The organism is Paenibacillus sp. FSL L8-0436 (assembly GCF_038593025.1).
GTDB lineage: Bacteria > Bacillota > Bacilli > Paenibacillales > Paenibacillaceae > Paenibacillus_AQ.
Map to the genome: position 1 here is coordinate 6,712,092 of NZ_CP151955.1, position 26,910 is coordinate 6,739,001.

Below are 26,910 nucleotides of genomic sequence, written 5' to 3' on the forward strand. Positions count from 1 at the left end.
TGCAAACTACCTTTCAAGTGGGATTATTTAACGGATTGCAGATAAGATAACTGCCATCCAGATAATTCACATGATTACTCATTTCTTCGTTTTATTAAAGAATCGTTAAACAAAATACCTCCAATCCATCGTTGCTGGTAGCGCAACACTATTTCTCAACTTATAATAAAACAATCTAATGTTACCATACAAAAGGAATGGATAGAAGTGACAGTTCATAGCTACGCTTATATGAAGTATCATTTTTACATTATTTAACTAAAATAACTCGCATAGAAAATAGACATGAGAGAACTAATCAGAGTAAAATGGATGATGTACAATTTCAACATAGTAATTAACCCTATATTATTAGTAATACATTTTATACAAATAATAAATAGAGAGTTGGAATAACAATGAAAGGCATAATCTTGGCAGGCGGTAGTGGAACACGTCTGTACCCATTAACCATGGTTACAAGTAAGCAGTTGCTTCCGATTTATGATAAACCGATGATTTACTATCCGTTGTCCACCTTGATGTTAGCTGGTATAAAGGATATTTTAATTATCTCTACTCCTGATGATACACCGAGATTCAAAAATCTTTTGGGTGACGGCTCGCAATTTGGAATCTCGCTTGAGTATGTGGTTCAGCCCTCTCCAGATGGTCTGGCTCAAGCCTTTATACTGGGGGAAGACTTCATTGGAAATGATTCAGTTGCCATGATTCTTGGAGACAATATCTATTATGGAAACGGTATCCGCAAAATGCTGAAACGTGCTTCCAACAAGGAAAAAGGTGCGACTGTGTTTGGTTACCATGTACAAGACCCGGAGCGATTCGGCGTGGTAGAATTCAACGCAGATGGCAAGGTACTTAGTGTTGAAGAAAAACCGGCACATCCTAAATCCAACTACGCTATAACCGGTCTGTATTTCTTCGATAACCGTGTAGTGCAAATTGCGAAAAATGTAAAACCATCAGTCCGTGGAGAGCTTGAGATCACTTCCATTAACGAAGCCTATCTGAAATTGGGAGAACTGGACGTCGAGCTACTTGGCCGCGGGTTTACTTGGCTGGATACCGGAACTCATCAAAGTCTAGTTGATGCTACCAACTTTGTAAGAACTATTGAAGACCATCAAGGCATCAAGATTGCAGCTTTAGAGGAGATTGCATACATTAATGGATGGATCACTAAAGAACACTTATGGGATTGTGGACAAAAATTAAATAAGACGGGTTATGGGCAGTATTTAATGAAGGTAGCAACAGGGAAGATTCAATACTAAAAAACAGAGGGTGTGGCTACAATGAAATTCACAGAAACTGCGTTGGATGGCGTATGGGTTATAGAACCTCAAATCTTCGGTGATCACCGGGGATGGTTTATGGAAACATACAGTGAGAGCAAATTTCAAGAACACGCTCTTAATCTAAACTTTGTTCAGGATAATCAGTCGTACTCTGCAACCAAAGGAACACTAAGGGGATTACATTACCAATTAAATCCCAAAGCTCAAAGCAAACTTGTTCGTTGTACACAAGGAAGTATTTTTGATGTCGCTGTAGATATCCGTAAAGGTAGTCCAAATTACGGAAAATGGTTTGGAATTGAGCTATCCGCTGAAAACAAGAAGCAGTTGTTGATTCCAAAAGGTTTTGCGCATGGTTTTATGACCTTAGTTGAGAATGTAGAAGTACAATACAAAGTGGATGAACTATACGCTCCGGAGTGTGATGGGGGTATTTTATGGAGTGATCCTGCCATTGGCATAAAGTGGCCTATAGATGTTGTACCGGTTTTATCCGCTAAAGATGAGCACGCGCCTCTTTTAAGCGATACGAATTTGAATTTTGTGTACTAAGCCCCGAATGAGATCCTGAATGATTAGAAACTTGGCCTATGCCCTTATTGCTCCAAGACGGAGTTGCAAAGGTATAGGCCAAGTATATTTCTATTCAAAGTTCATTCGTCCAAATGGTAAGTCTTACTCCTAAATAATACAAGACTACGCCAATAATTATATGCTAAAATAGCTTTTAGCTCTCGTACCTAGAGAAAAAGGAGATTAAAACGTGTCTAAACCAGTATACGGAAAAAATGCTGTTCAGTCGAGAAATGTTGAAAAGATATCCAGCCCCATATGGGCATTAGTTGTCGCTTTTATTGTGTTTTTGGTTTGGACCCCGTTTCAGGTGGGGGTGTTTAATGGACAACAGATTGATTTTGAAAAACCGGTCTATGTGTCTGCTCTGCTTAGCGGCCTGATGTTATTGGTGTGGATGGGCCTCTACTTCAACAAATTCAAGCTTGAGGAGCAGCGCGATCTGATGGCTGTCGCCTCACTGCTGCTTCCAATAACGTATGCTTTGTCAATCTTTGGTGCAGCCTCGCATTATATGGCGATGAACCTGCTGTTAATTCAGAGCATGTACATTGCAATATTCATTATAGCGTTATATCTCTTGAAGCAAAAGCAAGTAAATGTTGTCATCCAAAACGCTGTCCTTGCAATTGCATACTTTATTGTAGGATTTGGACTATTAAATTGGCTGGGCAGCTCGAAATTTGCCGGCAGTCTGGTTGGCTGGTTCTCCAACACTGTAAAGAGTGGTAAATATTTGGATGCTGTTATGACCGACTCCAACGGTCTGCGGCTGACTTCCATATTCCAATATGCAAATACCTATGCTGCCTTCCTGATGGCTTTTCTGTTTGTGGCTGTATTTGCTTTGGTCCGCTCTAAAAAATGGTATGGTACACTGACTCACGGATTTATACTTGTGCCCATTATTGTATCGCTGCTGTTGACGTTGTCCCGTGGCGGGCTCGTCATGCTGCCTGTGGTATTCATCCTGCTGCTGCTGTTCCTGAAACCGGCTCAGCAAATTCTCTGGATTATACACATTGCCATTTCGGGCCTTGCAGCTCTGCTCGTTACAAATCCGCTGACTACGCTGGGACTAGAACTGAATACCAGCTTCACTTCAGGGGCTGCTTTTAAAGCTTGGGCGTACCTGCTTGGGGCCTCTGCTGTCGTTGCTGCTCTTGGGTGGGCGGTTCAGCGTGTTGTTGCCCCTTGGCTGGAAGCAAAGCTATCCGGCATGTCTTCCCGTAAGTTTTCCGGGCTATGGCTTCCGCTGGTATCGATCGTGCTTGTTGGAATTGCGGCTTTCCTGCTCATTGGTACAAGCGTCCGCAGTGTTTTGCCGGATAATATTGAAACACGGCTGGAGAATATCAACTTCAAGCAGCACAGTGTACTAGAGCGGTTCACTTTCTATAAAGATGCTCTTAAGGTTGTTAAAGATTATCCGATTCTGGGTGCGGGTGGCGGAGGCTGGGCTTCTCTCTATGAGCACTATCAGAATAACCCTTATACCAGCCGCCAAGCGCATAATTTCTTCCTCCAATATCTGATTGAGGTTGGAATTGTCGGATTCATCGTATTTATGGGCTTTATCGGATACATTTTCTATAAATATATCCGCAGTTATGTGAAACGGGAGAAAGATGAATTTGATAATGGTTTCTTCTTCCTTATTATCGCCTTATCCATTCTTGTCCACAGCTTGCTGGATTTCAACCTAAGCTATGCCTTTATGGGAATCCTTGTTTTCCTTGGACTGGCTGGAATGGCCGCTGTCATGGACAGCAAGCCGCTTCGCCGTGGCTGGAGTAAACCCGGACTGCGTATCGGCTACTTGGCTGTACTCACCATCGGCACCATATACCTGGTCTTTATGTCGATAAGTTATATCGGATCCAGCAATGCCGCAATGAAAGCCAAAAAACTGATCGGCGTCAGCCAATCTTACGAGGAAATCAAAGCACCTTTGGTAGATGCTCTGAAAGACCGTCCATTCCATCCAGAATCGGCGATATACTTATCGTCCATGGATCAGCAAGTCTTTAGCCAAACCCAAGATGAGCAGTATCTGGAGGAAGCTTACACAATAATTACTCGTGCACTTAAGGACGAGCCTTATAATAAGGATTTGTTAAAGCAATTAGTCGGATATTATGACCTTAAGGGGCAGAGCGATCTTGCCCTGGGTGTCTACCTTGATAATGCCGATAAATATGTCTGGGACATAGACTGGTATGAGACGATAATCAGCCGGTCCCAAGCGCTTGCAAATGCAGCAAGTGTGCAAAAGGATGAAGCTAAAAAGCAGGAATACCTGACTAGTGGCTTTGATGCCTACAAGCATGTGGTTGATGGAGTGGAACACCTGAAAACTTTGCCTCCTGAGCAGTTGCAAGGCCGTCCATTCTCTATAACACCAAACATTGCTTTAAATGTCGGCAGAATGCAGTTGCTGGCTGGAGAAAATGATGCGGCAGCAGCAACGTTAAAGACTGGTTTTAACGAAAACTATGCTGATATCGTAAACAGTACAACTCTCTGGGACACGAACTGGTATAGCGCGCTTATCAGCCGTTCCTACGAGCTGGCTCAGCAGGCTTTCACTCAAAAGAATGACGATAGTAAACAGCTTAATCTCAAGATCGGCCTCGAAGCCTATCGTCAGGTAACGACAGACTTGCAGGGCCAGGCCATTCCTTCAGCAATTACTTTGAATGCAGGCCGAATTCAGTTCATGGCAGGTCAAACTCAGGTTGCTGCCGCAACATTGAAGCTTGGATTGAGTGAGGATTATTCTGATGCTACTAACCGCGAAATTGCCCGTTGGTATCTAGCTGCTCAACAAAAGGCCAACACCGCTCTCGATCAGGACGTATATAATAAGCTAATCGCTGCTGATCCTGCGGAAATTGAAAAGATTACTGAAATTGCAAGCACATCATTTCAAGAGTAATTAACAGGATAACAAGGTAGCGGGCGATATTGTATATGGAATCAGCGCCCGCTGCAATAAGAACTATGCACATATGATCGTCTTATAAATCTTTAGTTGTAAAAATAAATAAGAGCGTCCCGCAGTTGTAGACAGCGGAGCGCTCTTATTTATTTTATGTTATGGTAGATGCCGTGCGCAGATATAAGGGTACCGACGCTCAGTTAATTACTGACTTTCTGAGCCTCGCTCTGGAGCACTTCCTGGAGGTACTGCAGCAAACCTTCCTTAAGCTCCTCATGCTGGAGCGCATAGTGGATCGTCGTCTGGATGAAACCCATCTTCTCGCCGACGTCATGGCGTTTGCCTTCAAAGTCGTAAGCGATGATCCGCTCCACTTCGCTTAAACGGGCAATGGCATCCGTAAGCTGGATTTCGCCGCCTACTCCAACCTGTTGTTCTCCTAGCATATCGAAAATACGCGGAGTCAGTATATAACGTCCCAAGATCGCCAGGTTGGAAGGAGCCTCTTCTCTCTTTGGCTTCTCAACAAGGCGGTTAGCTTTGTAGACACGTTCAGCCAAAGGTGTACCATCTACAAGACCGTATCGGGATACCTCTTCCCAGGGCACCGGCTGAACTCCGACTATGGAGGATTTATATTGATCGTAAACTTCGATCATCTGTCTAAGGCAAGGTTTGTCCGCTTCAACAATATCGTCTCCGAGCAATACAGCAAACGGTTCATTCCCGATGAATTTGCGGGCGCACCAGATAGCATGTCCTAGTCCGCGCGGTTCCTTTTGCCGGATATAGTGAATGTCGGCCATTTCGGAGGATTTGCGCACAGATTCCAGCAGCTCCCACTTCTGTTTCTCAGCCAGGTTGAACTCCAGCTCAAATGAGTTGTCGAAATGGTCTTCAATCGCACGCTTGCCTTTACCCGTCACGATGATGATGTCCTCAATGCCGGAGGCAACGGCTTCCTCCACAATATATTGAATCGTTGGTTTGTCTACAATCGGCAGCATTTCTTTGGGCATCGCTTTGGTCGCGGGCAAAAAACGGGTTCCGAGACCGGCAGCGGGAATAATCGCTTTACGGATCTTCATCATATAGCTCCTTCGTATTCTTTTCTTTTTCCGGTTTTAGAAGATATGGTAAAATGCATAATTATTTTAATTATAGCAGTTATGGAGGGTTTTTGGCAGTTATATGGTTAATTCTCCTGTAAGAATAATCCTGCAGACAAAAAGAGCCAGTACGGCATGGAGGATTCATCAAACCTCCTTTGCCACACTGGCTCTGCATAGATTCAGAGCTAGGGACTGGCTTACCATGCGATTGGTAAGCCAGCCCCACTCTTCTTTATTTCGCGTTGACGAGCTGTCCGCGTGTAACCCCAAGCTGGTTGGTGGCCTTCAGGCTCTTCCATACCTGCGTGCCGGAGATTTCCCCACGGAGTGCACGGGAGTAGAGACTAATGACCTCGGCAACCTGCTCCGGTGTTTCTTCCAGGAATTCGACGCGGAAAGAAGAAACGCCCAGTTCGCGGAAATTGTTCAGGTATTCCGCGCCTGACTGTTCAACCGCATTGTATACGGTATTGCGGCAGCCTTCATCCACGCGGACAGGATGGGACATGCCGATCCTGTCCTGCAGAGATGCACGCTGCTCCTCGCAAGGGCGTCCGCAGTTCGTATAGTCTGTGCCTTCACTCATGAAGGTGCAGTACACGCAGTGCTCGGTGTGGAACATCGGCAGATGCTGATGGATCACAACCTCCATCCGCGAGGTGTCGCTTCGGCCCAGCAGATCGACCATTTGCTGAATGTTCAGGTCATAAGAAGGCGTGACAACGTCGCAGCCCGCTTCCAGGAACAGATCCACCGCCTTATGATTGGCGATATTGAGCGAGAAGTCGCCAATCAGCCGCGGATGCACAGCATCCGGCTGCTCCATGCGGCGGCGCAGATAATAATACAGCGCGCCGGTATTGCGCACCAGCACTGCATCCGGCTGCAGGCGCAGAATATTGGCGTGATAGCCGTTCTCGCCCGGCATATGAATGCGTGGCGTGGCCAGCGTGATGCTGGCCCCCGCAGCCCGGACAGCGTCTACCGCTGCCGGGAACTGCTTGATAAATTCGAAGTCGGCGTAAATGCTTCTTACGCCGGCTTCGAGGGCAGCCTGCACCTGCGGCAGGCTGCGGCATAGCACGGTGAGCTCTGCATCACCGCTTGCAGCGACGTCCCTGCGGGAGGCGTCGCTATAGATCTCTACCGCCCGTTTCACGTAGACGGGCGGTTTCGGGCGCTCGCCGGCAAGCAGCTCCACCGCTTGGCGGCGGATGCTGTTCAGCTCGCGCATAGGCACGATCACGTCGCCTTCCAGCTGCGACGTAAGCGCCTCAAGCTGGAACACGGTCCCGCCCAGGCGGCCGAATTGTTCTTCCAGCAGGGCGGCGTCCATCGGGCGCTTTTGCGCGATCTCCAGCAGCAGCTCCGAGTCTACACGGACAGTCACGTCCTTCTGCACGTCCGTCCACCATGTAGCCAGCTTCTCTCCGGCGCGGCCTTCCACCTTGACATGAACCGGGAAGACGCGGTACGGCTTCTCGGTTTCGTAGCTCTGGCGCAGCGCCTTGTCGAGCGCCGGATCATTGGTCTTCCAGATGCGGTCGCCGACATGCAGGCGGCGCAAATCCACATCGTTGCGCCCAGGAACAATGTCGATGATCCAGCCTTCGCCGGCTTCGCCCTCAAGCTTCACGCCTTTGCGGCGCAGGTCATACACGCGTCCGCCTTCTTCCTTCTTGGTCGGATCACCAGCGTCGAACACGATGCCGTCTCCGCGTTTAAGCGGAGCATGAATGCGGCAGACTACGCCATCACGGAGAATTTGCTCCACCGTGCCCATATACACACCACGGCTTTTCGGGAAAGTCCCGTCAACCAGCTTCTTGTTGTTTGTTCCCTCAAGGAAGCCATGCGTAAAGCCGCGGGAAAAGCTCTGCTGCAGCTCACGGATATCTTCCTTAGAAGTCGGAGACCAGTTCCCGTCAAAATACCGGTCAATAGCCTTACGGTACTTGCTCACCACGTTTGCCACGTACTCCGGGGTTTTGAGACGGCCTTCTATTTTGAAAGAGGTCACACCCGCCTCGATTAGCTCCGGCATCAGATCAATGGCCGCCAGATCCTTGGGAGACAGCAGATAGGTTACATCACCCATCGGCTTCACTTCACCGTCGACCATCAGGTCATACGGCAAACGGCAGGCCTGGGCACACTCCCCGCGGTTCGCGGAACGTCCACCCCACATTTCCGAGGTCAGGCATTGCCCTGAATAGGACACACAAAGTGCTCCATGCACAAAAACTTCCATCGGCAGGCGGGCCTGCTCCCCGATCGTGCGGATCTGCTTCAGATTGTTTTCACGGCCGAGCACTACACGCTCCAGCCCGAAGGGTTTCGTAAACTCCACCGCCTCCGGTGAAGTAATCGTCATTTGCGTCGAGCCGTGAATCGGGAAGTCCGGAGAAATCTCGCGGATCATTTTGACGAGCCCCAAATCCTGGACAATTACCGCATCTACACCCGCATCTACACAGGCATCAATCAATTCTTTTGCATCTGCCAGCTCGTTCTCAAACACCAGTATATTAAAGGTCAGAAACCCCTTCACGCCATAGCTGTGCAGGAATGCCATAATCTCCGGCAGCTCCTCCGAGCGGAAGTTGTTTGCTCTGGCCCGTGCATTAAATTTCTCTACGCCAAAAAAGACAGCATCTGCCCCGTTTGCCACCGCTGCACGCATGCACTCCCAGTCACCTGCCGGAGCCAACAGCTCCACGTCTTCCCTGCGTATTCCTTGCTCGTTCATTTATATCCTCCCAAACCGTCATATGGACGGGTCATTTCTATCTCTTTAACTTATTAATTGTATCAAATATCACAGACTTGCGCCATTGATTTGCCAGAAATTATACAGGGAAAGGACTTTAACCGGATTATTAAAACCGAACTTATTCCTAACCTATCCCTTCCGCCTTTGTACATCGTCGAATGAGAAATGAATGATTCTCCAACCCGGCCCTGATAAAAAAGTATCCCGGTTCAAAGAGTAACCAGGCCAAAGAAATTGCGACTTGCGATTCCAATCGTAAACTTCATATGCAGGATGCAGGTCATCAAAATTACCGAAGAGTGGCCACCAGACATTTTGCAGCAGAAGCTTTTCGGCATATAGATGTCTTCTAGCCAAACTCATTTCTTCATAAAAAAAGAACGCCCCAGCCAAAATCGGCAACTTGGGACGTTCTTCGTCTGCAATAATTATACTATTTATTCCTTACTCCTCAACATGTCCTACCTATTTTTCCTCCCCCGTCAACACAAAAGACTTCAGCGTCTTGTCTATAAGAGTCTGCTGCTCAGCCGTTGCGTTAGCGTCATTTAGCGTGACAGTGAGGGTATAGACCCGTTCATTTTTGCTAAAAACAATGAGCTGGGTGCGGTAAGGAATGCCGTTTTTGCTCTGGTGCACAGTAAGGCTTGTGGCTGGAACTTCGGCAAAGGTGATGTCCTCCACACGTTCGACCTGCGGGCCCTTAGGGTCATTTTTCGTGTTCTGATAGTAGCTTTGGAGCTGGCTCACAGTATACTCGGCCGAACCTTCGGGGCTCACAGTGATTTGGAAACCCCCTCCGGTGAAGCGGTAATCTACGTTCTGGGTTTCAAAGACATCCTGGACAGCTGTCCATAATGATGGGATATGAATGCTGTAGCCATAGGTTTTGGAGCTTTTGTTGATTGTTTTAGCGTAAAGTACCGGATAGTCATCTGTTTCCAGCCGCCCGAAGTTCTCTTTTATTAATTCAAAATCAATATCAATTGAGCTTAAAATATCCTTGAACCGTGCCTTGTCCTCATCCTGACCGGCAACTGCCACATATTCTACGTAATAGCGGTGCCCATTCTTCAACAGCAGGGTTTGATATTTCGTAATCCAGCCGCTGCCCGGATTCAGCAAACTTTCAATGACCCACGCCGGTTGACCGGAAACTTTTGCAGACGTGCTTTCTTTAATCGTATAAGCCCCGTCCACATAATTGGCCCGAATCTGCGTCTCCAACTCCTTGCTCCAGGTTTCCAGCGTAGAACCGGACGGAGCAGATGTTACTTTTACACGCAAATAGCTCCCCTCTTTGCTCTCATAATACAGATGCTGGTCATCCATACTCCAGTCTGCAGGGACCTGCAGTGCAATGCCGTAATCCTCATTGTACCCTTCTTGCAGCCCGTTTTTTACTGTGGAGAGATCACGTTGGCTTTTATCATTCGGGTCAAAGCTTGGCCGGAAGGAGTTCAAAAGCACGGCATATTTATCAAAATCCTTATAGTTCGCTGCATTGTCATCGGTCAGATACAGCTCATACAGTCTCCCACCGGAATTATATTGCCTGTTCTCCCACAGTGCGCCGCTGGAATCCTTGCTGACAATTCGCGCGTAGGGCACAACGGCATTCGGATAAGTTTCCCGGTCCAAAATCGTTTCCCCGCCTTCTTCAGCCGAGCGGATCAGCCCATCCAGCAATTGTTCCGGGTCTGCCGGATTCTCCTGCGGTGAGGCATGAACCTCCAGATAATACTGATTCTCTGAATTCATAAAGGTAGCCACGCCTTCATTGCCGCCGCTGTCGCCAACCACCAGTCCGGGAGGATAATTCATGCTCCACTGAAAATAGCTGTTCCCTATCCGGGTCTTACCGACATCGCTGTCAATGCCGCTATCCCCGGGCGCCTCCTCTTCAGTGACCGATGGCACAAGCGACACTACCAGTTCACCGTTGCTGCCGGAAGTTACACGTGCGTCCAGCACTGCCGCCACGAACCTCAGCGGGACCATCAAAACCCCGGAGACCATATGCGGCGGTGCAGCAAGTTTGATTTTGACGCCATCCTTCCAGGCAGTGCTGCTGCCTATCACCATCGTTCCCGTATGCCGTCCGTACATCACCTTGACCACATCGGCGGGTTCGAGGGAAACTGTGCTGCCAAATGTTTTTTTGAACACACCGAGCGGCACCATGACGGTACCATTCTTCATAAAAGGCTGCTTAATCGTAATTTTTTTGCCATTCACCGTTGCAGCCGGACTGCCGACCTTAAGGGTGAGCTGCAGCTCCGCCTTCTCCGCTGCGTGCACCTCTGTGACCGGGAGCACAGTCAGCAGCAGCACCAAAGCAAGCATCATTGTACATAGACCACGAAAGGTATATCTGCGGCCCCTCTTCCGCCCCTCTCTTCCCAGTGCCTTTTTACTCTTTCGCTTGTTCATCAGCATCACCTTCCACATCAGCTTCTTCATTGTTTATCAGGGGATCGCCCTGGCCAAGCTTGAGCTTCCGGGTAACAATATCGCCGTCGCTCTGCATAAGCAGATTTACCACCGCACCCGGTGCGTAGCTTTTGAAAAGTTCATTAACATCCACTAAGGAGCCGACACGGTGGCCGTTAATCGCGTATAAAACATCCCCTTCAAGAATCCCTGCCTTGTCTGCTTCCGCAGAGATGACCTTCGTAACTGTTAAGGGATCTTGTGAGGGGATGCCCACTAAGGCAGACCAGCTTTCCTCCAGTTCCAGGCCAAGACTTGGATGTTTTACCTCTCCATACTTGAACAGCTGGTTCATAATGTACTGTACCGTATCAGACGGGATAGAAAATCCCATATTCTCTACGCCTACTGCGGCAAATTTCAGACTGTTCACGCCCAGCACCTCGCCTTTCATGCTGACGAGCGGACCACCGCTGTTGCCTGGATTAATCGCTGTATCACTCTGGATAAGCCGATAGGCAGCATCCACTGAACGGTTAAGACCGCTGACCACCCCTACCGTGGCAGAATTTCGCAGCGAGAAGGAAATGGGTGTACCGATGGCAATCACTTTGTCGCCAACCTGAAGGCTGGCAGCAGATTGGGCAAACTTCGCAGGCTTTAATGCCTTGGCATTGATCTTAATCAGTGCCAGATCACTAACCTCATCCAGATACGTATTTGTGATGCTGTAGGACTTCGCGTCCGATGTAACGACCACAGCATTCTGCAGACCCTTCATCACATGCGCATTCGTAATAATCCAGCCGTTTGCCCTGACGATGATACCTGATCCATGGGACAGATTAAAACGGTCATTGGGTGCATTAGAGCGATCTTCTGAATATTTGCCGATGATTCCTACTACCGACGGGGAAACCTCTTTGATAATTTGCGGTACCGGATCGGTTATCGAGGCTGCACTCTTTTTGCTGCCGGTCAGGGTACTTCCTATTTCTTTAATCTTTCCTGAAGACGATACATTCTCCGCAGTCTGCAAGCCATCCGGAAACGGCGCCCCCTGCGCAGAAAGCGATCCGCCTCCTATTCCCGTCAGCAATACTCCGCACAGCAACAGTCCGAGGCTTTTCTTAACCATGTTCTTCCCCCATTTCCCCAGCCTTCGCCGGGCGCTCTCTCTGACCTTGTTCGACTCATATGAAGACGTGCATAATTTGAAAAAGACGCCTTTAGTCACGCCAGACGGCGGTTAAAGGTGTCTTTGGGTAAACTTAAAATCTGCAATTGTTTTGACTTGAATTTGAAGCAGGGCAGTGTTCCTGTGTCAGCTTAACCAGTGCATAAGCATCGCGTAGTCCGAAACCGCAAATACCAGCAAGCTTACCACTCCGAAGCCAATCGCAAATTTGTTCTTCTGCGGAGCCCGCAGCAGCCGGATGACCCCAATGAGTATCAGGATGGTAAAGGCGATCATAAATACATCGAAGGTATGAAATTTAGACGGTTCTTGCGCAGCAGCTTCTGCAAGCAGCATGGCATTACCTCCTCGAAAGTGTTGTCAAGCAAGTTCCTCTAATCCATATCTCCCTCTATGTTATCGCTACCATTTCAGTGACGCAATAGGAATTGCATAAATTTTATGTAAAAGTCACGATAAATATTTTTCGCAGCAGATTTAGGGCCTAAAATCATGATATTTTTCATTGACACCATGTTTTGTATTGATTTTTCAAAGGGCGAATTATATGTAAGGCTGTTTTCCATCCCTGTTAATCATTCAACGCAAATCCTTCTCTTTGAATCTTACTGCGGACATGCTCCCGATATGCCTGATTCAACTATTAAGCTGTCCTTATTTCTAGATGGCTTTCAAGCCTGTTGAGGACCAATGCTTGCTGAGCTGGCCAAGTTTTAATTTGGCAAAGTGCAGAAAGACGGGCTGAACATTATCCGGGTGATTATTGAAAAACAAGGCCAAAAAACTAAAAGAACCACGGCGAAAATGCTGTGGCTCTTTTGTTCTTCATGAAGTGCAGTTATACTGTCTCCGACGTCTGCAGCTGCAGAGCTTCAGTCCGCTCCGTATCGCGGATCAGAATCGGCTTCAGGTATTTGCCGGTATAGGACTCTGCAACGGTGATTAACTTCTCCGGTGTCCCTGTAGCCAGTACCGTTCCCCCGCCGCTGCCGCCTTCCGGTCCCATATCAATAACATAATCGGCCGTCTTAATCACATCGAGGTTATGTTCGATGACCAGAACGGATTCGCCGGAATCCACCAGGCGGTGCAGCACCTCCAGCAGGCGGCCGATGTCATCTACATGCAGCCCTGTTGTCGGTTCATCCAGAATGTACAATGTCTTGCCGGTACTGCGGCGGTACAGCTCGGAAGCCAGCTTCACGCGCTGCGCTTCCCCCCCGGACAACGTCGTTCCCGGCTGGCCAATCTTGATGTACCCAAGACCCACATCCAGCAAGGTCTGCATTTTGCGGTGGATACGCGGGATGTTCTGGAAGAACCCGGTTGCATCCTCTACCGTCATCTCCAGCACATCAGAGATGTTTTTGCCTTTGTATTTCACTTCCAGCGTTTCGCGGTTGTAACGTTTGCCTTTGCATACTTCACAAGGCACATAGACATCCGGCAGGAAGTGCATTTCAATCTTGATAATCCCGTCTCCACGGCAGGCCTCGCAACGGCCGCCTTTGACGTTGAAGCTGAAGCGGCCCTTCTGGAATCCGCGCACCTTGGCTTCATTGGTTTTGGAGAACAGATCACGAATATCATCGAACACCCCGGTATAGGTAGCCGGATTGGAACGCGGCGTGCGGCCGATCGGCGATTGGTCGATCTCTATGACCTTGTCCAAATTGTCCAGACCGCGAATTTCTTTATGCAGGCCGGGACGGACCTTAACAGCCTTATTCAACTGACGGGCCAGGCTCTTATAGAGGATTTCATTAACCAGCGACGATTTGCCGGAACCGGAAACTCCAGTCACTGCAGTAAAGACACCTAACGGAATCTTGACATTTACATTCTTCAGGTTATTCTCTTTGGCTCCGCGAATTTCCAGCCAGCGGTCATCGGTTGGCCGCCGTTTGGACGTAACCGGAATAAACTTGCGTCCGCTTAAGTAATCTCCGGTCAAGGAATTCGGGTCTTTCATGATTTCCTGCGGCGTCCCTTGGGCAATAACCTGTCCGCCGTGGATACCGGCACCCGGTCCGATATCAATGATATAGTCTGCCGCCATCATCGTATCTTCATCATGCTCAACCACAATTAATGTGTTGCCGAGATCGCGCATATGCCCCAGTGTGGCGATCAGCCGGTCATTGTCTCGTTGATGCAGACCAATACTTGGCTCGTCCAGGATGTACAGAACGCCCATCAAGCTGGAGCCAATCTGCGTCGCCAGCCTGATCCGCTGCGCCTCACCGCCGGAGAGTGAACCTGCCGCACGACTGAGTGTCAAATAATTCAGACCCACATTCACCAGGAAGCCAAGTCTGCTGCTAATCTCTTTCAGGATAAGATGGGCAATGGCCGTTTCCTTCTCGCTAAGCACCAGATTATCAAAGAAGTTCAAACAGTCGCCAATCGAGAGATCCGTAACATCCGCTACATTCTGCTCATTAATTGTGACCGCAAGAATTTCTTTCTTCAGCCGTTTGCCCTTGCACACATTACAAGGCTTGGCGCTCATAAAACCTTCGATAAACTCACGGATTCCATCCGATGCCGTATCGCGGTAACGTCGTTCCAGATTCGGAATAATTCCTTCAAAGGCAACCAGCGCATCTTTTTTCTGGCCGAAGTCATTTTCATACCGGAACCGGATTTTCTCGCTGCCTGTGCCGTGGAGCAGCTTGTTCATGTGTTCGGGAGTCAGGCTGCTTACAGGAACATTTTGCGGAATCTTAAAGTGCTCACAGACCGATTTCAAAAACTGCGGGTAGTAATTCGATGTGCTGCCGGTCCAGGCCAGAAATGCTCCTTCTTCAATCGATTTCTCGGAATCCGGAATTAATAGATCGGGATCGACAACCATATTCATACCAAGTCCATCACACTCTGGACAAGCACCGAAAGGGCTGTTGAAGGAGAACATCCGCGGTGCCAGCTCTTCAATACTAAATCCGCATACCGGACAAGCAAAATTCGAACTGAACAGAAGTTCTTCCTGGCCGATAACATCAACCAGAATCTGTCCACCCGAGAGCTTCAAGGCTGTTTCAAGCGAGTCGGTCAGACGAGTCTCCATATCATCCTTGATGACAATACGGTCAACCACGACCTCGATGGTATGCTTCTTGTTCTTCTCCAGTTGAATATCCTCAGTGACTTCCCGCAGCTCGCCGTCAACGCGCACACGGACAAACCCCTGCTTAGAGATCTCCGAGAACAGCCCCTTGTGTTCACCCTTGCGCCCGGAAATAACCGGTGCCAGAATCTGCAGCCGCGTCTTCTCGGGATACTGCATAATCCGGTCCACCATCTGTTCGACGGTCTGTGATGTAATTTCGATCCCGTGATCCGGACAATGAGGATGGCCGACCCGGGCAAACAACAGCCGCAAATAGTCATAGATCTCCGTAACCGTCCCTACCGTTGAGCGCGGATTGCGGCTTGTAGTCTTCTGGTCGATCGATATTGCCGGAGATAATCCGTCGATGGAATCAACGTCCGGCTTCTCCATCTGGCCCAGGAACTGGCGGGCATACGCCGACAGGGACTCGACATAACGGCGCTGTCCCTCCGCGTAGATCGTATCGAACGCCAGCGACGATTTGCCGGAGCCGCTAAGTCCCGTAAGCACGACGAAGCGGTCCCGCGGAATCGTTACGTCAATGTTCTTGAGATTATGCGCCCTCGCGCCTTTGATTACTATATTTTCGTTCGCCAACGGTACCTCTCCTTTATATGAATCATTTAGTTCAAAACTAGTTCAAAGCCTTATTTAAAAGCCACATTTCAAAATATTTTCGATCCCTCCCAAACCCTCCCTTCCAAGGGAGGGCCCCAAGGGCTGCGCCCTCTGGACACCCGCAAGGTTGGCGAAGGAGATGGATGGGGCTGTACTTAGCTGTTAGGGCGCTCGGAGCGCTTGTCCCTAAAGGGACCGCTTCAACGTCCGTGCTCCGCTGGTGGGCACGCTGCATGCTGCTGCGTGCCGGGACGCTGTCCCTGACGGGATGCGCTAAAACCGGAAACCACCAAGACAGCTGTCCCTGCGGGATGCGCTAAAACCGGAAACCCGCCAGGACAGCTGTCCCTACGGGATGCGCTGACAACAGGCAACAAAACAACGGAGCAGTTTATCTAAAAAGAACGGCCTGGGAAGCGCCGTTCCGGTACTCGCTTAAATATTTACTCGGCACGCAGCTCCAGCAAAGCATCACGCAGCTCGGCGGCGCGCTCAAATTGCAGGTTCTTGGCAGCAGCCTTCATCTCAGCCTCCAAGCGCTGCATCAGGCTTTGGCGGTCCTTCTTGCTCATCTTGCCGCCCACGCCGGTGAGATATTCGGCTTTGGATTCGGCGACCTTGGTCGCCTCGATGATTTCGCGTATTTTCTTGTTGATCGTTGTCGGGGTGATTCCATGCTTCTCATTATAGGCAATCTGGATCGCCCGGCGGCGTTCAGTTTCGCTCATAGCTTTCTCCATGGAATCCGTAATACGGTCACCATACATAATGACGCGGCCGCCTGAGTTACGGGCGGCACGGCCGATAGTCTGAATCAGTGAGCGCTCAGAACGGAGGAAACCTTCCTTGTCGGCGTCGAGAATCGCGACAAGGGATACCTCTGGCAAGTCCAGTCCTTCTCTTAATAAGTTGATACCCACAAGAACATGGAACGTACCGAGACGCAGATCACGCAGAATTGCCATCCGCTCCAGCGTCTTGATGTCAGAGTGCATATATCGGACCTTGATCCCGATCTCCTTGAAGTAATCGGTCAGATCCTCGGACATTTTCTTCGTAAGTGTCGTTACCAGTACCCGTTCATCCCGTTCCACACGCTCGCGGATTTCACTGATCAGATCATCGATCTGGCCTTCTGTCGGACGCACCTCAATAATCGGATCTAGCAGACCGGTAGGGCGGATAATCTGCTGCACCATCGTATCGCAGTGTTCCATTTCGTATGGACCTGGCGTAGCGGACACATAGACAATCTGGCTTACCTTGTCTTCGAACTCCTCAAACTGAAGCGGCCGGTTATCCAGCGCTGACGGCAAGCGGAATCCATGCTCTACCAGAACCGTCTTCCGCGCTCGGTCACCGTTATACATGGCCCTGATCTGCGGAAGGGTAACATGGGATTCATCAATAATAATCAGCATGTCATCCGGGAAATAGTCCATCAAGGTATAAGGGGTTGCTCCCGGCTCACGGAAGGTGAGTGGTCCCGAATAGTTCTCAATCCCGGAGCAGAAGCCGACCTCCTTCATCATCTCGATGTCATAACGCGTCCGCTGCTCCAGCCGCTGGGCTTCCAGCAGCTTGCCTGCGTCGCGAAGAACGGCCAGCCGTTCCTCCAGCTCACGTTCAATGTTGACGAGCGCAACCTTCATCGTTTCTTCCTGGGTTACAAAGTGAGATGCCGGAAAGATGGCGATATGCTCACGTTCACCGATTAATTCTCCGGTCAGCACGTCAATCTCGGTAATCCGTTCAATCTCGTCGCCAAACAATTCTACCCGGATGGCATGTTCTCCCTGTGAAGCCGGGAAGATCTCAACCACATCGCCGCGCACACGGAATGTACCGCGGACAAAATTTATGTCATTGCGCTGATACTGGATATCTACTAGTCTGCTTAAGATCTGGTTGCGCGGCTTCTCCATCCCTACCCGCAGCGAGAGCAGGAGGCTTCCGTATTCCTTCGGCGAACCGAGGCCGTAAATGCAAGATACGCTCGCTACAATAATAACATCGCGCCGTTCAAACAATGAACTAGTCGCGGAGTGGCGCAGCTTATCTATCTCTTCATTGATGCTGGAATCTTTCTCGATGTAGGTGTCGGAGGAGGGAATGTAAGCCTCTGGCTGGTAGTAATCGTAGTAACTGACGAAGTAATCTACCGAATTGTTCGGAAAAAACTCTTTGAATTCACTCGCCAGCTGCGCAGCAAGCGTCTTGTTGTGCGCAATTACCAGCGTGGGGCGGTTTAACTTGGAAATCACTTGTGCGACGGTGAATGTCTTACCTGTGCCCGTCGCTCCCAGCAGCGTCTGGTGCTTCTTACCCTGCCGGATGCCGTCCAATAATTCCTCAATGGCATGAGGCTGATCGCCCTGGGGTGTGTATTCGGACTCCAGTTCAAAAGTCTTCGTACTGACGACAATATCGCTCATTTGCCCGTCTCCCCTCTATCGTCTAAAATATAGTAGTATAGTATAATTGTGGCCCTAAGTACTGGCTCTCCATACAATCCTGAAAAATATGGAAGATAAGAATACTTGTTCCCGTTTATTATACAGTGTTGCCTACATTCATGCAAACCATAATATATAGAAAAGTAAGGAGTCATAACCTATGGATATCACCGCAATTATCGGCCTCCTGGCTGGACTGGCCGCTATGATCGGCGGCTTCTTTTGGGAAGGCGGTAATCTCTCCGGATTGCTGCAGCCTAATGCTGCACTGATTGTCTTTGGCGGCACATTGGCCGCTGTTCTCATCAGCTTTCCCGCATCTAAACTGCGCCACATCCCTGCTGCTCTGCGCATGGCCTTCGGCAGGCAGCCGGACCTGAGTGAGCAGAACGCGGAGGAGCTGATCTCCATGGCTGCTATTACCCGGCGCGGCGGAGTGCTCCTGCTGGAGCAAAAAGCCGAAGAACATCCCAATCCCTTTACCCGTGAAGGATTGCTGCTGATCGTCGACGGCACAGATGCTGACGAGGTTCGCCAGATTCTGGAGCTGGACATGGATGCCAAAGAGTTGAAGTACAACGGCTACGCCAAAATTTTTGAGGCGGCCGGAGGCTACGCACCAACGATGGGGATTATCGGGACGGTCATGGGACTGATCCATGTACTCAGCAATCTGACCGACCCTTCTAATCTGGGAGCATCCATCGCAGTCGCTTTTACAGCGACGCTTTATGGTGTAGCCAGCGCTAATCTAATATTTTTACCCATTGCCTCCAAGATCAAATCCCGCAGCCAAACCGAGCTGGCTGGCATGGAGATGCTGCTGGTCGGCATTCTGGCCCTGCAGAACGGGGATCATCCGCAGCTGGTGCGCAAGAAGCTTAGCTCCTTCACTGCGGATTCTGCCGGAAGCCGTAAGCGTGAGTATGCAAGAGGGCTGCTATGAGGCAGAGAAACCGGCGTAAGCAGCACGCCGAAGGCCGGGAGAGCAATGACCGCTGGATGATCACTTATGCCGATCTCATTACACTTTTACTTATATTTTTCGTCATCATGTACGCCATGAGCAGTCTGGACGTGCAGAAATACAAGATTGTCACCGGTTCCCTTTCGGAAACGTTCAGGAGCGGCATCCCCGTGCTTGAAGGTGGGGATGGCATTCTGGAGAGCCAACAAGAAACGGAAAACAGCGGCTCAACAAACAGTCAGGATAATGGAACAGGAAGCGAAGCTGCAGGCACAGCCAATGCCGGAGAGGCGGCTCAGCCGCCTTCGTCACGTGAACTGGCTTTCAAGGAACAGGAAGCGAAGCTGGCCTCATTGATGGGCGTCATCACCAAATATGTTGAAGACAACAACCTCGGGGATCAGATCTTTGTTGCAGATAAACCTCAGGGCATTGCCATTACGCTTAGCGACCGGTTCCTGTTCGATGCCGGCAAAGCCGAGCTGAAAGCACCTGCATTCCCTGCGCTCCGCCAGCTCTCAGGCCTGTTCCGCGGCATAGGCGCATCTATCAGCATTGAGGGGCATACCGACAATACCCCGGTGTCGGTTGGCTCACGCTATAACGACAACTGGGAGCTGTCAGGTGCGCGGGCACTCTCCATCCTGCGTTTCTTCCTCGACAATGAAGGACTGGATCCGGATACCTTCCAGTATGCCGGCTATGCTGATACCCGGCCCGCTGCCGACAATACTACACTGCTTGGAAAACAGAAAAACCGCCGCGTCGAGCTAATCGTGCTGCGGCAGCTTCAAGACGAAGAATAATTCCGCCTATCAGCCCAGAACAGCAGATGATGAAAGGTTACATTTGCTTCTAAAGGAGTCTGAATAGGTATGGAAACTCTAAACGGAACATCACCTGATCCCACCCGATTTTTAAAAAATCTGCGTCTACTAGTCTCGCTATTGGTTACCGCGTTTCTCCAGGGAATCATTACGTTCTTCGTTGGGGGCATGGCTTATTTCCTTTTACTCTCGTCGTACTCCCTTTTCTGGGGCGAACAAGCCAATGTGTATCCGCTAAGCAAGCTGATTCAAATCGCCGTTCGTTTTCTGCTTGCGGGCGGCGCTTTTGCCTTGCCCTGGCTGGGAGTCTGGTGGATGCTCTACGGTCTGGCCGACAACGGACGCATCCGCTGCTTTTTTCTGCACCTGTTCTTCGCTTATGTGCCGCTTTGGGTTATCTTTTTGCAGCTTGATCCCGTGTATTACCCGGACACAATGATCCCCAGCTCAGCCGGTGAGATGACCTTTTTTGTCTGCATGGCCATGGCAGCTGTCCTGCTGTATCCCTTTTACTCTATCGGAGTTTACTACTTTGTGCTCAGACCGGCTGCACCCCCTCGCAAAATCTACAGATTTATCCTTTTATGCTGTTTATTCGTCCTGATTAGCCTTGCACTGCTGCCCTTCTTGTGGCGGATGGCTCCACATTTTTATCCGGGACTTGCAGATTTCCCAAGCCGCTGAAAGCGCAAAAAGACAGACTCCTCACATTAGTGCAGCTAATGCGCGAAATCCGTCTTTAATAAATTTTCCACAAAACCAATTGTTATTCCCCAACCCGTTCACGGTAAGCGGCTGCGTCCAGCAGTCCCGATACGGCGTCGGCATACTCGCCTTCGATCTCCAGTTCAAAAATCCAGCCCCCGCCGTACGGCTGATCGTTAATCAGCTCCGGGCTGTTCTCCAGTGCATCGTTAATCTTGGTCACCGTTCCCGATACCGGTGAATATAATTCGGAAACCGTCTTCACGGATTCAATGCTGCCCACGCTGTCCCCGGCAGAAATAGCCGATCCAACTTCAGGAAATTCCACAAATACGATATCGCCTAGTAAATGCTGGGCATGGTCCGTAATCCCAACACGTATTAAACGCCCTTCGCCCTGCTGCGCCCATTCATGCTCCTCGCTGTACAGCAGGTTATCTAGCACTTCACTCATTTCAAGCCGCCTCATTTCCGAATTGGAGTTGTAAATTTAGTTATAGACTAAGTTATCGTCCTGCTCAATGTCAATATAACTGACAGGAAATTTAAATTTGTCATCTTTTTGACGTTTTTTTGTTGACAGTGCACCTCCATACCCGGTTTAATGGAGACAGCAGAAAATTATACGGTTTGCGAATGATGGCATAGGGAGAGACCGTCTCTTGAAGACGGCGCCGAAGGAGTAAGCCCTCTACGGGGTGAATCTCTCAGGCAAAAGGACCTTTGCCGGACGCATCTCTGGAGAGCATCAGGCCCTGCTATTGCAGCGTACTGGTCACCAACGGGGAAACCTGCCGGGTTCACAGCAGGGTAACTCTCAGGTACAAAGGACAGAGCGGAAGTCTATATATGCGCGTACGCATATTCGGCTTCCGCCTGTCCTTTTTTTTAATGGGCAGAAACGGACACCGTCCCTGCCGGCAAAGGAAATCCCGTTAGGCTTGCATGTAATCAGACCAAGGGAGTGAGCACATGAACGCTTTGAAAAGAACGCCTTTTTATGACCTTTATTCTGCTTATGCGGAGTCCAGATGCATTGACTTCGGCGGCTGGGAGCTGCCGGTGCAGTTTACCGGAATCGTCAAGGAGCATGAGGCCGTGCGCGGGCAAGCCGGACTGTTCGATGTGTCGCATATGGGTGAATTCATGGTTAGCGGCAGCGGCTCCGAAGCCTTCCTGCAAAAAATGACGACTAATGATGTCAGCAAGCTGGCAGACGGTGGAGCGCAGTACACGCTGCTTCTATATCCAAACGGCGGTGTTGTCGATGATTTGCTCGTATACCGCCTCGGCGAAGAGCATTACATGCTTGTCGTGAACGCCTCCAACATCGACAAGGACTTTCAGTGGCTGCAGGAGCATCTCACCGCAGAATTCAGCGGCGTCAGCCTGAGCAATATCTCGGATGAGACTCTTCTGCTCGCCCTGCAGGGCCCGCTGGCTGAGGCCATCCTCTCCAAAGTTACAGCGGCTCCCATTGCTGAGCTGAAGCCTTTCCACTTCATCGAGAACGCCGAGGTATGCGGCGTGAACGTTCTGCTCTCCCGCACCGGATATACCGGCGAGGACGGATTCGAGCTCTACGCGCCGCCGGATACGGCGGCTGCGCTGTGGAACGGCCTGCTGGAAGCGGGGGCTCCGCACGGCCTTACACCGGCCGGTCTTGGCGCACGCGACACGCTGCGCTTTGAAGCCAAGCTGCCACTGTACGGCCAGGAGCTGTCAGCGGATATTACGCCGCTGGAAGCAGGCGTGCAGTTCTTCGTGAAGCTGGACAAAGAAGATTTCATCGGCCGTGATGCGCTGGTGAAGCAGAAGGCTGACGGTCTGCCCCGCCGCCTCGTCGGTCTGGAAATGATCGACCGCGGCATTCCGCGTTCCCACTACCCTGTATACGGAGATGGAGTAAAGATCGGTGAAGTGACCACCGGCACCCAGTCACCGACACTCAAACGCAATCTCGGACTTGCGCTGCTGGATGCAGCTTACAGTGAAATAGGCACAGAGGTAAACGTAGAGATCCGCGGCAAGCAGCTCAAGGCTGTCGTGGTCAAAGCGCCATTCTACAAAAAGAGCCAGGGAGTGAAGCCGCAATGAAGCACCGTTATCTGCCAATGACTGAACAAGACCGCCATGAAATGATGGAAGCAGTCGGAATTCAGTCCATGGAGGAGCTGTTCTCCGATATCCCCGAGGCCGTCCGTTATCAGGGAACTATGCCGATATCGGAGGCGCTGGATGAATACGCCTTGCTGCGCCATATGAAAGAGCTGGCCGACAAAAATGCCAATTTCGATACCCACGCCAGCTTCCTCGGCGCCGGCCTGTATGACCATCATATCCCGGTTGTCATCAATCATGTCATCTCCCGTTCGGAATTCTATACTGCTTATACCCCTTACCAGCCGGAAATCAGCCAAGGCGAGCTGCAGGCGATCTTTGAATTCCAGTCCTACATTTGTGAGCTGACCGGCATGAAGGTGGCCAACGCCAGCATGTACGATGGCGCTACGGCTTTCTCGGAAGCGGCAGTACTTGCAGCTGGTGCCACCAAACGCAAAAAGCTGATTGTCTCCCGCACCGTGCATCCGGAGGCCCGCCAGGTGCTGCGCACTTCGGCAGGGGCCTGGGGCCTCGATGTCGTAGAGATTGACTATAAAGACGGTGTAACCGACCAAGCGAAGCTTGCCGCAGCCATCGACGGCGACACGGCGGCGGTCCTGGTGCAGTCACCGAACTTCTTCGGCGCAATAGAAGAACTCGGTGCCATCGAGCCGCTGATCCACGGCGTCAAAGGCCTGTTCATTGTCAGCGCCAACCCGCTGGCGCTCGGCGTGCTGGAAACGCCGGGCAAGCTCGGCGCCGACATCGTCGTCGGTGACGCGCAGCCGCTGGGCATTCCGGCTTCGCTGGGCGGACCAACCTGCGGATTCTTCGCCGTAGCGGAGCATCTGATGCGCCGCATGCCGGGCCGGATTGTCGGCCAGACCGTTGACCGGAACGGCAAACGCGGCTTCGTGCTGACGCTGCAGGCCCGCGAGCAGCATATCCGCCGCGAAAAAGCCACTTCGAACATTTGCTCCAACCAGGCGCTGCTGGCGCTGTGCGCCTCCGTCTATTTGTCCGTGATGGGCAAAGAAGGCATGCGCGAGGTCGGCGAGCTGAACATCCGAAAGAGCCACTATGCCGCCGGCAAACTCGGTGAAATAAACGGTGCTGCGGCTGCGTTCTCAGCTCCTTACTTTAACGAATTCGTCCTGAAGCTTCCCGAAGGAAGTGGAGTGAGCGAAATTAATTCCAAGCTCATTAAAGCAGGTTATCTCGGCGGTTACGATCTGGGCCGTGATTATCCGGAGCTTGCCGGACATATGCTGATTGCCGTCACGGAGAAAAGAAGCAAAACCGAAATTGACCAATTCACCAGCGCACTGGAGGGCTGTTTATGAAACCGGAACAAAGTCTGATCTTTGAGCTTAGCCGTCCCGGCCGCTCGGCCTACTCCCTGCCGCAATGTGATGTTCCGCAGGACGAGAACCTTGATGCACTGATCCCTGCAGGACTTCTGCGCAGCGAACCGGTCGTGCTGCCGGAAGTATCCGAAGTGGATGTCATCCGCCACTACACTGCGCTGTCCCGGCGCAACTTCGGCGTCGACAACGGATTCTATCCGCTCGGCTCCTGCACGATGAAATACAATCCGAAGATCAACGAAGATGTTGCCCGCTTCCCGGGACTGGCCAAGATTCATCCTTACCAGCCGGAAGAAAGCATTCAGGGTGCCCTGGAACTGATGTACACCCTGCAAAATGATCTTTCCGCTTTGACCGGCATGGATGCCGTCTCCCTGCAGCCTGCCGCAGGCGCACATGGTGAATGGACTGGCCTGATGATGATCCGCGCCTACCATGAGAGCCGCGGCGAGATCCGCACGAAGGTGATTGTGCCGGACTCCTCGCATGGCACCAACCCGGCCAGCGCCGCAGCAGCCGGACTCGATACAGTGACGATTCCTTCCAATAATAAAGGAATGGTTGATCTTGAAGCGCTGAAGGCTGCTGTCGGCAGCGATACCGCCGCGCTGATGTTGACCAACCCCAGCACACTTGGCCTGTTCGAAACGCAGATTGTGGAGATTGCTGCAATTGTACATGAAGCGGGCGGACTGCTCTATTACGATGGAGCCAACTCCAATGCCATTATGGGCATTACCCGTCCCGGCGATATGGGCTTCGATGTGGTGCATTTGAATTTGCACAAGACGATGAGCACCCCGCACGGCGGCGGCGGCCCGGGAGCCGGACCTGTCGGCGTGAAGGCGAAGCTGATTCCTTTTCTTCCGCAGCCTACAGTGGTCAAGAATGAAGATGACAGCTTCTCGCTGAACTATGGCGGCCCGGAATCCATCGGGCGGGTCAAAGCCTTTTACGGCAACTTTGGAATTCTCGTCCGTGCCTATGCCTATATCCGTACCTACGGGCCGGACGGCCTGCGCGAGGTTTCCGAGAACGCCGTGCTGAATGCCAACTATATGATGCACCGGCTGGCACCGTATTTTGAAATTCCGTATCCGGGTGTCTGCAAGCACGAGTTCGTGATGTCCGGCAGGAATCTTAAGCAATACGGCGTGCGCACGCTGGACGTTGCCAAACGCCTGCTCGACTTCGGCTACCACCCGCCAACGGTCTACTTCCCGCTGACTGTGGAAGAGTGCATGATGATTGAGCCGACCGAAACCGAAAGCAAGGAAACGCTTGATGGCTTCATCGAAACGATGATTCAAATCGTCAAGGAAGCCCAGGAGACTCCGGAAATCGTGATTTATGCTCCGCATACTACGGAGATCAGCCGTCTCGACGAGACACAGGCTGCGCGTAAGCCGGTATTGAATTGTTCTTGCGGTTAAAAATCTTATTTAATTAATCAAAGGAGCCCATTTTTCACTGTGGGCTCCTTTTTGAACAAGGAATAAATGCTATTTATATAAGAATTTTGGGTTATTTTCGGAATTAGGAGAAAGCTTCTTAATGAACTGCCAACGGTCAGTTACTTTCATTTTATTATATATGCTCTTAATTACATTTCTCACTGTACCTTCACTAATTCCTAAACCGTTGGAAATAAATAATGCACTTTTTTCTGATAACCACATTTGAGCTACGTCTTTTTCTCGCCCGGTCAAGCTATATTCATCGAAACTCATTTCCAGCTTAAGCAACTGTAACTCGGGGTTGCTCAGCATCCATTTACAACTTACATTTTCCGCTATCTGCTGGATTAATGGGATGGCTAATTCAATTTGCTGCCCCTTATAAAATGAAATATCTATATATCCTTGTATCTCCCCCTCTGAATAGAGAGGTGAACATACACAATTCCAATCGAAGAATAACGAATTTGTATGTTCCATTCCTTTAACTACTCCAATAGAATTCATCTCAATTGCTAGCGAAACAGCATTCAATCCGTGCTCATGTTTGGCAAAACTCGTTCCAACTCCTAATCTGACCTTATTGAGTTCTTCTTTTATATCAGGTGATGAAGGATACAAATCAAGAATTTCCCCAATATCGTCGGTAAGAAAAGCTGCAAAGTCTACTGATATGTACTTACTAATTTTAAACATCTCGTTATGTAAGGAAGTAATCATTGCTTTATGATATATAGAATCCGGCTTAATCTCCGAAAAAGAGAGCTCTCTCTTATTATCGTGAGCTATTAAACTGCTAATTTTACTCAATGAATAGAACGAATCCAATTGTTCCTTTTTTAGGTCTCCTGGTGAATACCAAAATTTTGTCTGATCGTAAGCTGATGTCAATTAAATCCCTCCTGATTTCCATCATTTGTATTACCGAAAAAGAATAACATTCTAAAATGATATATTCAAGTAA

19 protein-coding genes, 1 pseudogene and 1 riboswitch are annotated in these 26,910 nt (G+C 50.2%); of the genes and pseudogenes, 10 read left to right on the forward strand and 10 right to left on the reverse strand.

Annotated elements, in window-relative coordinates; genetic code table 11:
• The first annotated feature begins 398 nt into the window (after positions 1-398).
• The 3 genes from rfbA to NSS79_RS31080 all read left to right on the forward strand — a co-directional run bounded on the left by rfbA (position 399) and on the right by NSS79_RS31080 (position 4,812).
• On the forward strand, positions 399-1,277 hold the full coding sequence (gene rfbA, locus NSS79_RS31070; protein ID WP_342437372.1) for a glucose-1-phosphate thymidylyltransferase RfbA: 879 nt from the start codon (positions 399-401) through the stop codon (positions 1,275-1,277).
• A gap of 21 nt (positions 1,278-1,298) precedes the next feature.
• Positions 1,299-1,853 (forward strand): dTDP-4-dehydrorhamnose 3,5-epimerase, encoded by a 555-nt coding sequence (gene rfbC, locus NSS79_RS31075; protein WP_342437373.1) that lies wholly within the window; start codon positions 1,299-1,301, stop codon positions 1,851-1,853.
• A 211-nt stretch (positions 1,854-2,064) separates the two neighbouring features.
• Positions 2,065-4,812 carry an O-antigen ligase family protein gene (locus NSS79_RS31080; RefSeq protein ID WP_342437374.1) on the forward strand — a complete coding sequence of 916 codons (2,748 nt, stop codon included), beginning with the start codon at positions 2,065-2,067 and terminating at the stop codon, positions 4,810-4,812.
• A 203-nt stretch (positions 4,813-5,015) separates the two neighbouring features.
• Here NSS79_RS31080 and galU read toward each other — a convergent pair whose 3' ends face one another.
• From galU to uvrA, 7 genes and pseudogenes are all read right to left on the reverse strand, one after another.
• Positions 5,016-5,903: a UTP--glucose-1-phosphate uridylyltransferase GalU gene (galU, locus tag NSS79_RS31085; protein WP_076113847.1), complete on the reverse strand. Its 888-nt coding sequence runs from the start codon at positions 5,901-5,903 to the stop codon at positions 5,016-5,018.
• Between the two features lie 256 nt (positions 5,904-6,159).
• Positions 6,160-8,676, reverse strand: a complete 2,517-nt coding sequence (locus NSS79_RS31090) for a DUF3656 domain-containing protein (protein ID WP_342437375.1) — start codon at positions 8,674-8,676, stop codon at positions 6,160-6,162.
• A gap of 162 nt (positions 8,677-8,838) precedes the next feature.
• A pseudogene (locus tag NSS79_RS31095) lies at positions 8,839-9,063 on the reverse strand (hypothetical protein); the annotation flags it as partial.
• A gap of 102 nt (positions 9,064-9,165) precedes the next feature.
• On the reverse strand, positions 9,166-11,133 hold the full coding sequence (locus NSS79_RS31100) for a stalk domain-containing protein (protein WP_342437376.1): 1,968 nt from the start codon (positions 11,131-11,133) through the stop codon (positions 9,166-9,168).
• Positions 11,114-12,271: a trypsin-like peptidase domain-containing protein gene (locus NSS79_RS31105; RefSeq protein WP_342437377.1), complete on the reverse strand. Its 1,158-nt coding sequence runs from the start codon at positions 12,269-12,271 to the stop codon at positions 11,114-11,116. The genes NSS79_RS31100 and NSS79_RS31105 overlap by 20 nt, the downstream gene beginning before the upstream one ends.
• A gap of 186 nt (positions 12,272-12,457) precedes the next feature.
• A complete protein-coding gene (locus NSS79_RS31110; RefSeq protein ID WP_038597219.1) occupies positions 12,458-12,667 on the reverse strand; it encodes a hypothetical protein in 210 nt (69 codons plus the stop codon).
• A gap of 502 nt (positions 12,668-13,169) precedes the next feature.
• Positions 13,170-16,043: an excinuclease ABC subunit UvrA gene (gene uvrA, locus NSS79_RS31115; RefSeq protein WP_342437378.1), complete on the reverse strand. Its 2,874-nt coding sequence runs from the start codon at positions 16,041-16,043 to the stop codon at positions 13,170-13,172.
• 164 nt (positions 16,044-16,207) lie between these two features.
• Between uvrA and NSS79_RS31120 the strand changes: the two genes are divergently transcribed.
• Positions 16,208-16,384, forward strand: a complete 177-nt coding sequence (locus tag NSS79_RS31120) for a hypothetical protein (RefSeq protein WP_342437379.1) — start codon at positions 16,208-16,210, stop codon at positions 16,382-16,384.
• Positions 16,385-16,507: 123 nt separating this feature from the next.
• Here the strand turns inward: NSS79_RS31120 and uvrB are convergent, their stop codons facing one another.
• A complete protein-coding gene (uvrB, locus tag NSS79_RS31125; protein WP_342437380.1) occupies positions 16,508-18,499 on the reverse strand; it encodes an excinuclease ABC subunit UvrB in 1,992 nt (663 codons plus the stop codon).
• Positions 18,500-18,680: 181 nt separating this feature from the next.
• Between uvrB and NSS79_RS31130 the strand changes: the two genes are divergently transcribed.
• The 3 genes from NSS79_RS31130 to NSS79_RS31140 all read left to right on the forward strand — a co-directional run bounded on the left by NSS79_RS31130 (position 18,681) and on the right by NSS79_RS31140 (position 20,998).
• The gene (locus tag NSS79_RS31130; RefSeq protein ID WP_342437381.1) at positions 18,681-19,466 is read left to right on the forward strand and encodes a flagellar motor protein; all 786 of its coding nucleotides are present in this window, start codon (positions 18,681-18,683) and stop codon (positions 19,464-19,466) included.
• Positions 19,463-20,293, forward strand: a complete 831-nt coding sequence (locus tag NSS79_RS31135) for a flagellar motor protein MotB (RefSeq protein WP_342437382.1) — start codon at positions 19,463-19,465, stop codon at positions 20,291-20,293. The genes NSS79_RS31130 and NSS79_RS31135 overlap by 4 nt, the downstream gene beginning before the upstream one ends.
• A 69-nt stretch (positions 20,294-20,362) precedes the next feature.
• Complete coding sequence (locus tag NSS79_RS31140; RefSeq protein WP_342437383.1) at positions 20,363-20,998, forward strand: hypothetical protein; 636 nt, start codon at positions 20,363-20,365, stop codon at positions 20,996-20,998.
• 82 nt (positions 20,999-21,080) lie between these two features.
• On the opposite strand, the gene gcvH is transcribed toward NSS79_RS31140, so the two are convergent.
• Entirely contained in the window at positions 21,081-21,473 is a 393-nt protein-coding gene (gene gcvH, locus NSS79_RS31145) for a glycine cleavage system protein GcvH (RefSeq protein ID WP_342437384.1), read from the reverse strand.
• 182 nt (positions 21,474-21,655) lie between these two features.
• A riboswitch (glycine riboswitch) is annotated at positions 21,656-21,752 on the forward strand.
• 239 nt (positions 21,753-21,991) lie between these two features.
• Here gcvH and gcvT point away from each other — a divergent pair.
• From gcvT to gcvPB, 3 genes are read left to right on the forward strand one after another with little or no spacing between them, the layout of a single operon-like run.
• On the forward strand, positions 21,992-23,116 hold the full coding sequence (gene gcvT, locus NSS79_RS31150) for a glycine cleavage system aminomethyltransferase GcvT (RefSeq protein ID WP_342437385.1): 1,125 nt from the start codon (positions 21,992-21,994) through the stop codon (positions 23,114-23,116).
• Positions 23,113-24,465, forward strand: a complete 1,353-nt coding sequence (gene gcvPA / locus NSS79_RS31155; protein WP_342437386.1) for an aminomethyl-transferring glycine dehydrogenase subunit GcvPA — start codon at positions 23,113-23,115, stop codon at positions 24,463-24,465. The genes gcvT and gcvPA overlap by 4 nt, the downstream gene beginning before the upstream one ends.
• Positions 24,462-25,922, forward strand: a complete 1,461-nt coding sequence (gcvPB, locus tag NSS79_RS31160; RefSeq protein ID WP_342437387.1) for an aminomethyl-transferring glycine dehydrogenase subunit GcvPB — start codon at positions 24,462-24,464, stop codon at positions 25,920-25,922. The genes gcvPA and gcvPB overlap by 4 nt, the downstream gene beginning before the upstream one ends.
• A gap of 69 nt (positions 25,923-25,991) precedes the next feature.
• On the opposite strand, the gene NSS79_RS31165 is transcribed toward gcvPB, so the two are convergent.
• Positions 25,992-26,837 (reverse strand): LuxR C-terminal-related transcriptional regulator, encoded by an 846-nt coding sequence (locus NSS79_RS31165; RefSeq protein ID WP_342437388.1) that lies wholly within the window; start codon positions 26,835-26,837, stop codon positions 25,992-25,994.
• Between the last annotated feature and the right edge of the window lie 73 nt (positions 26,838-26,910).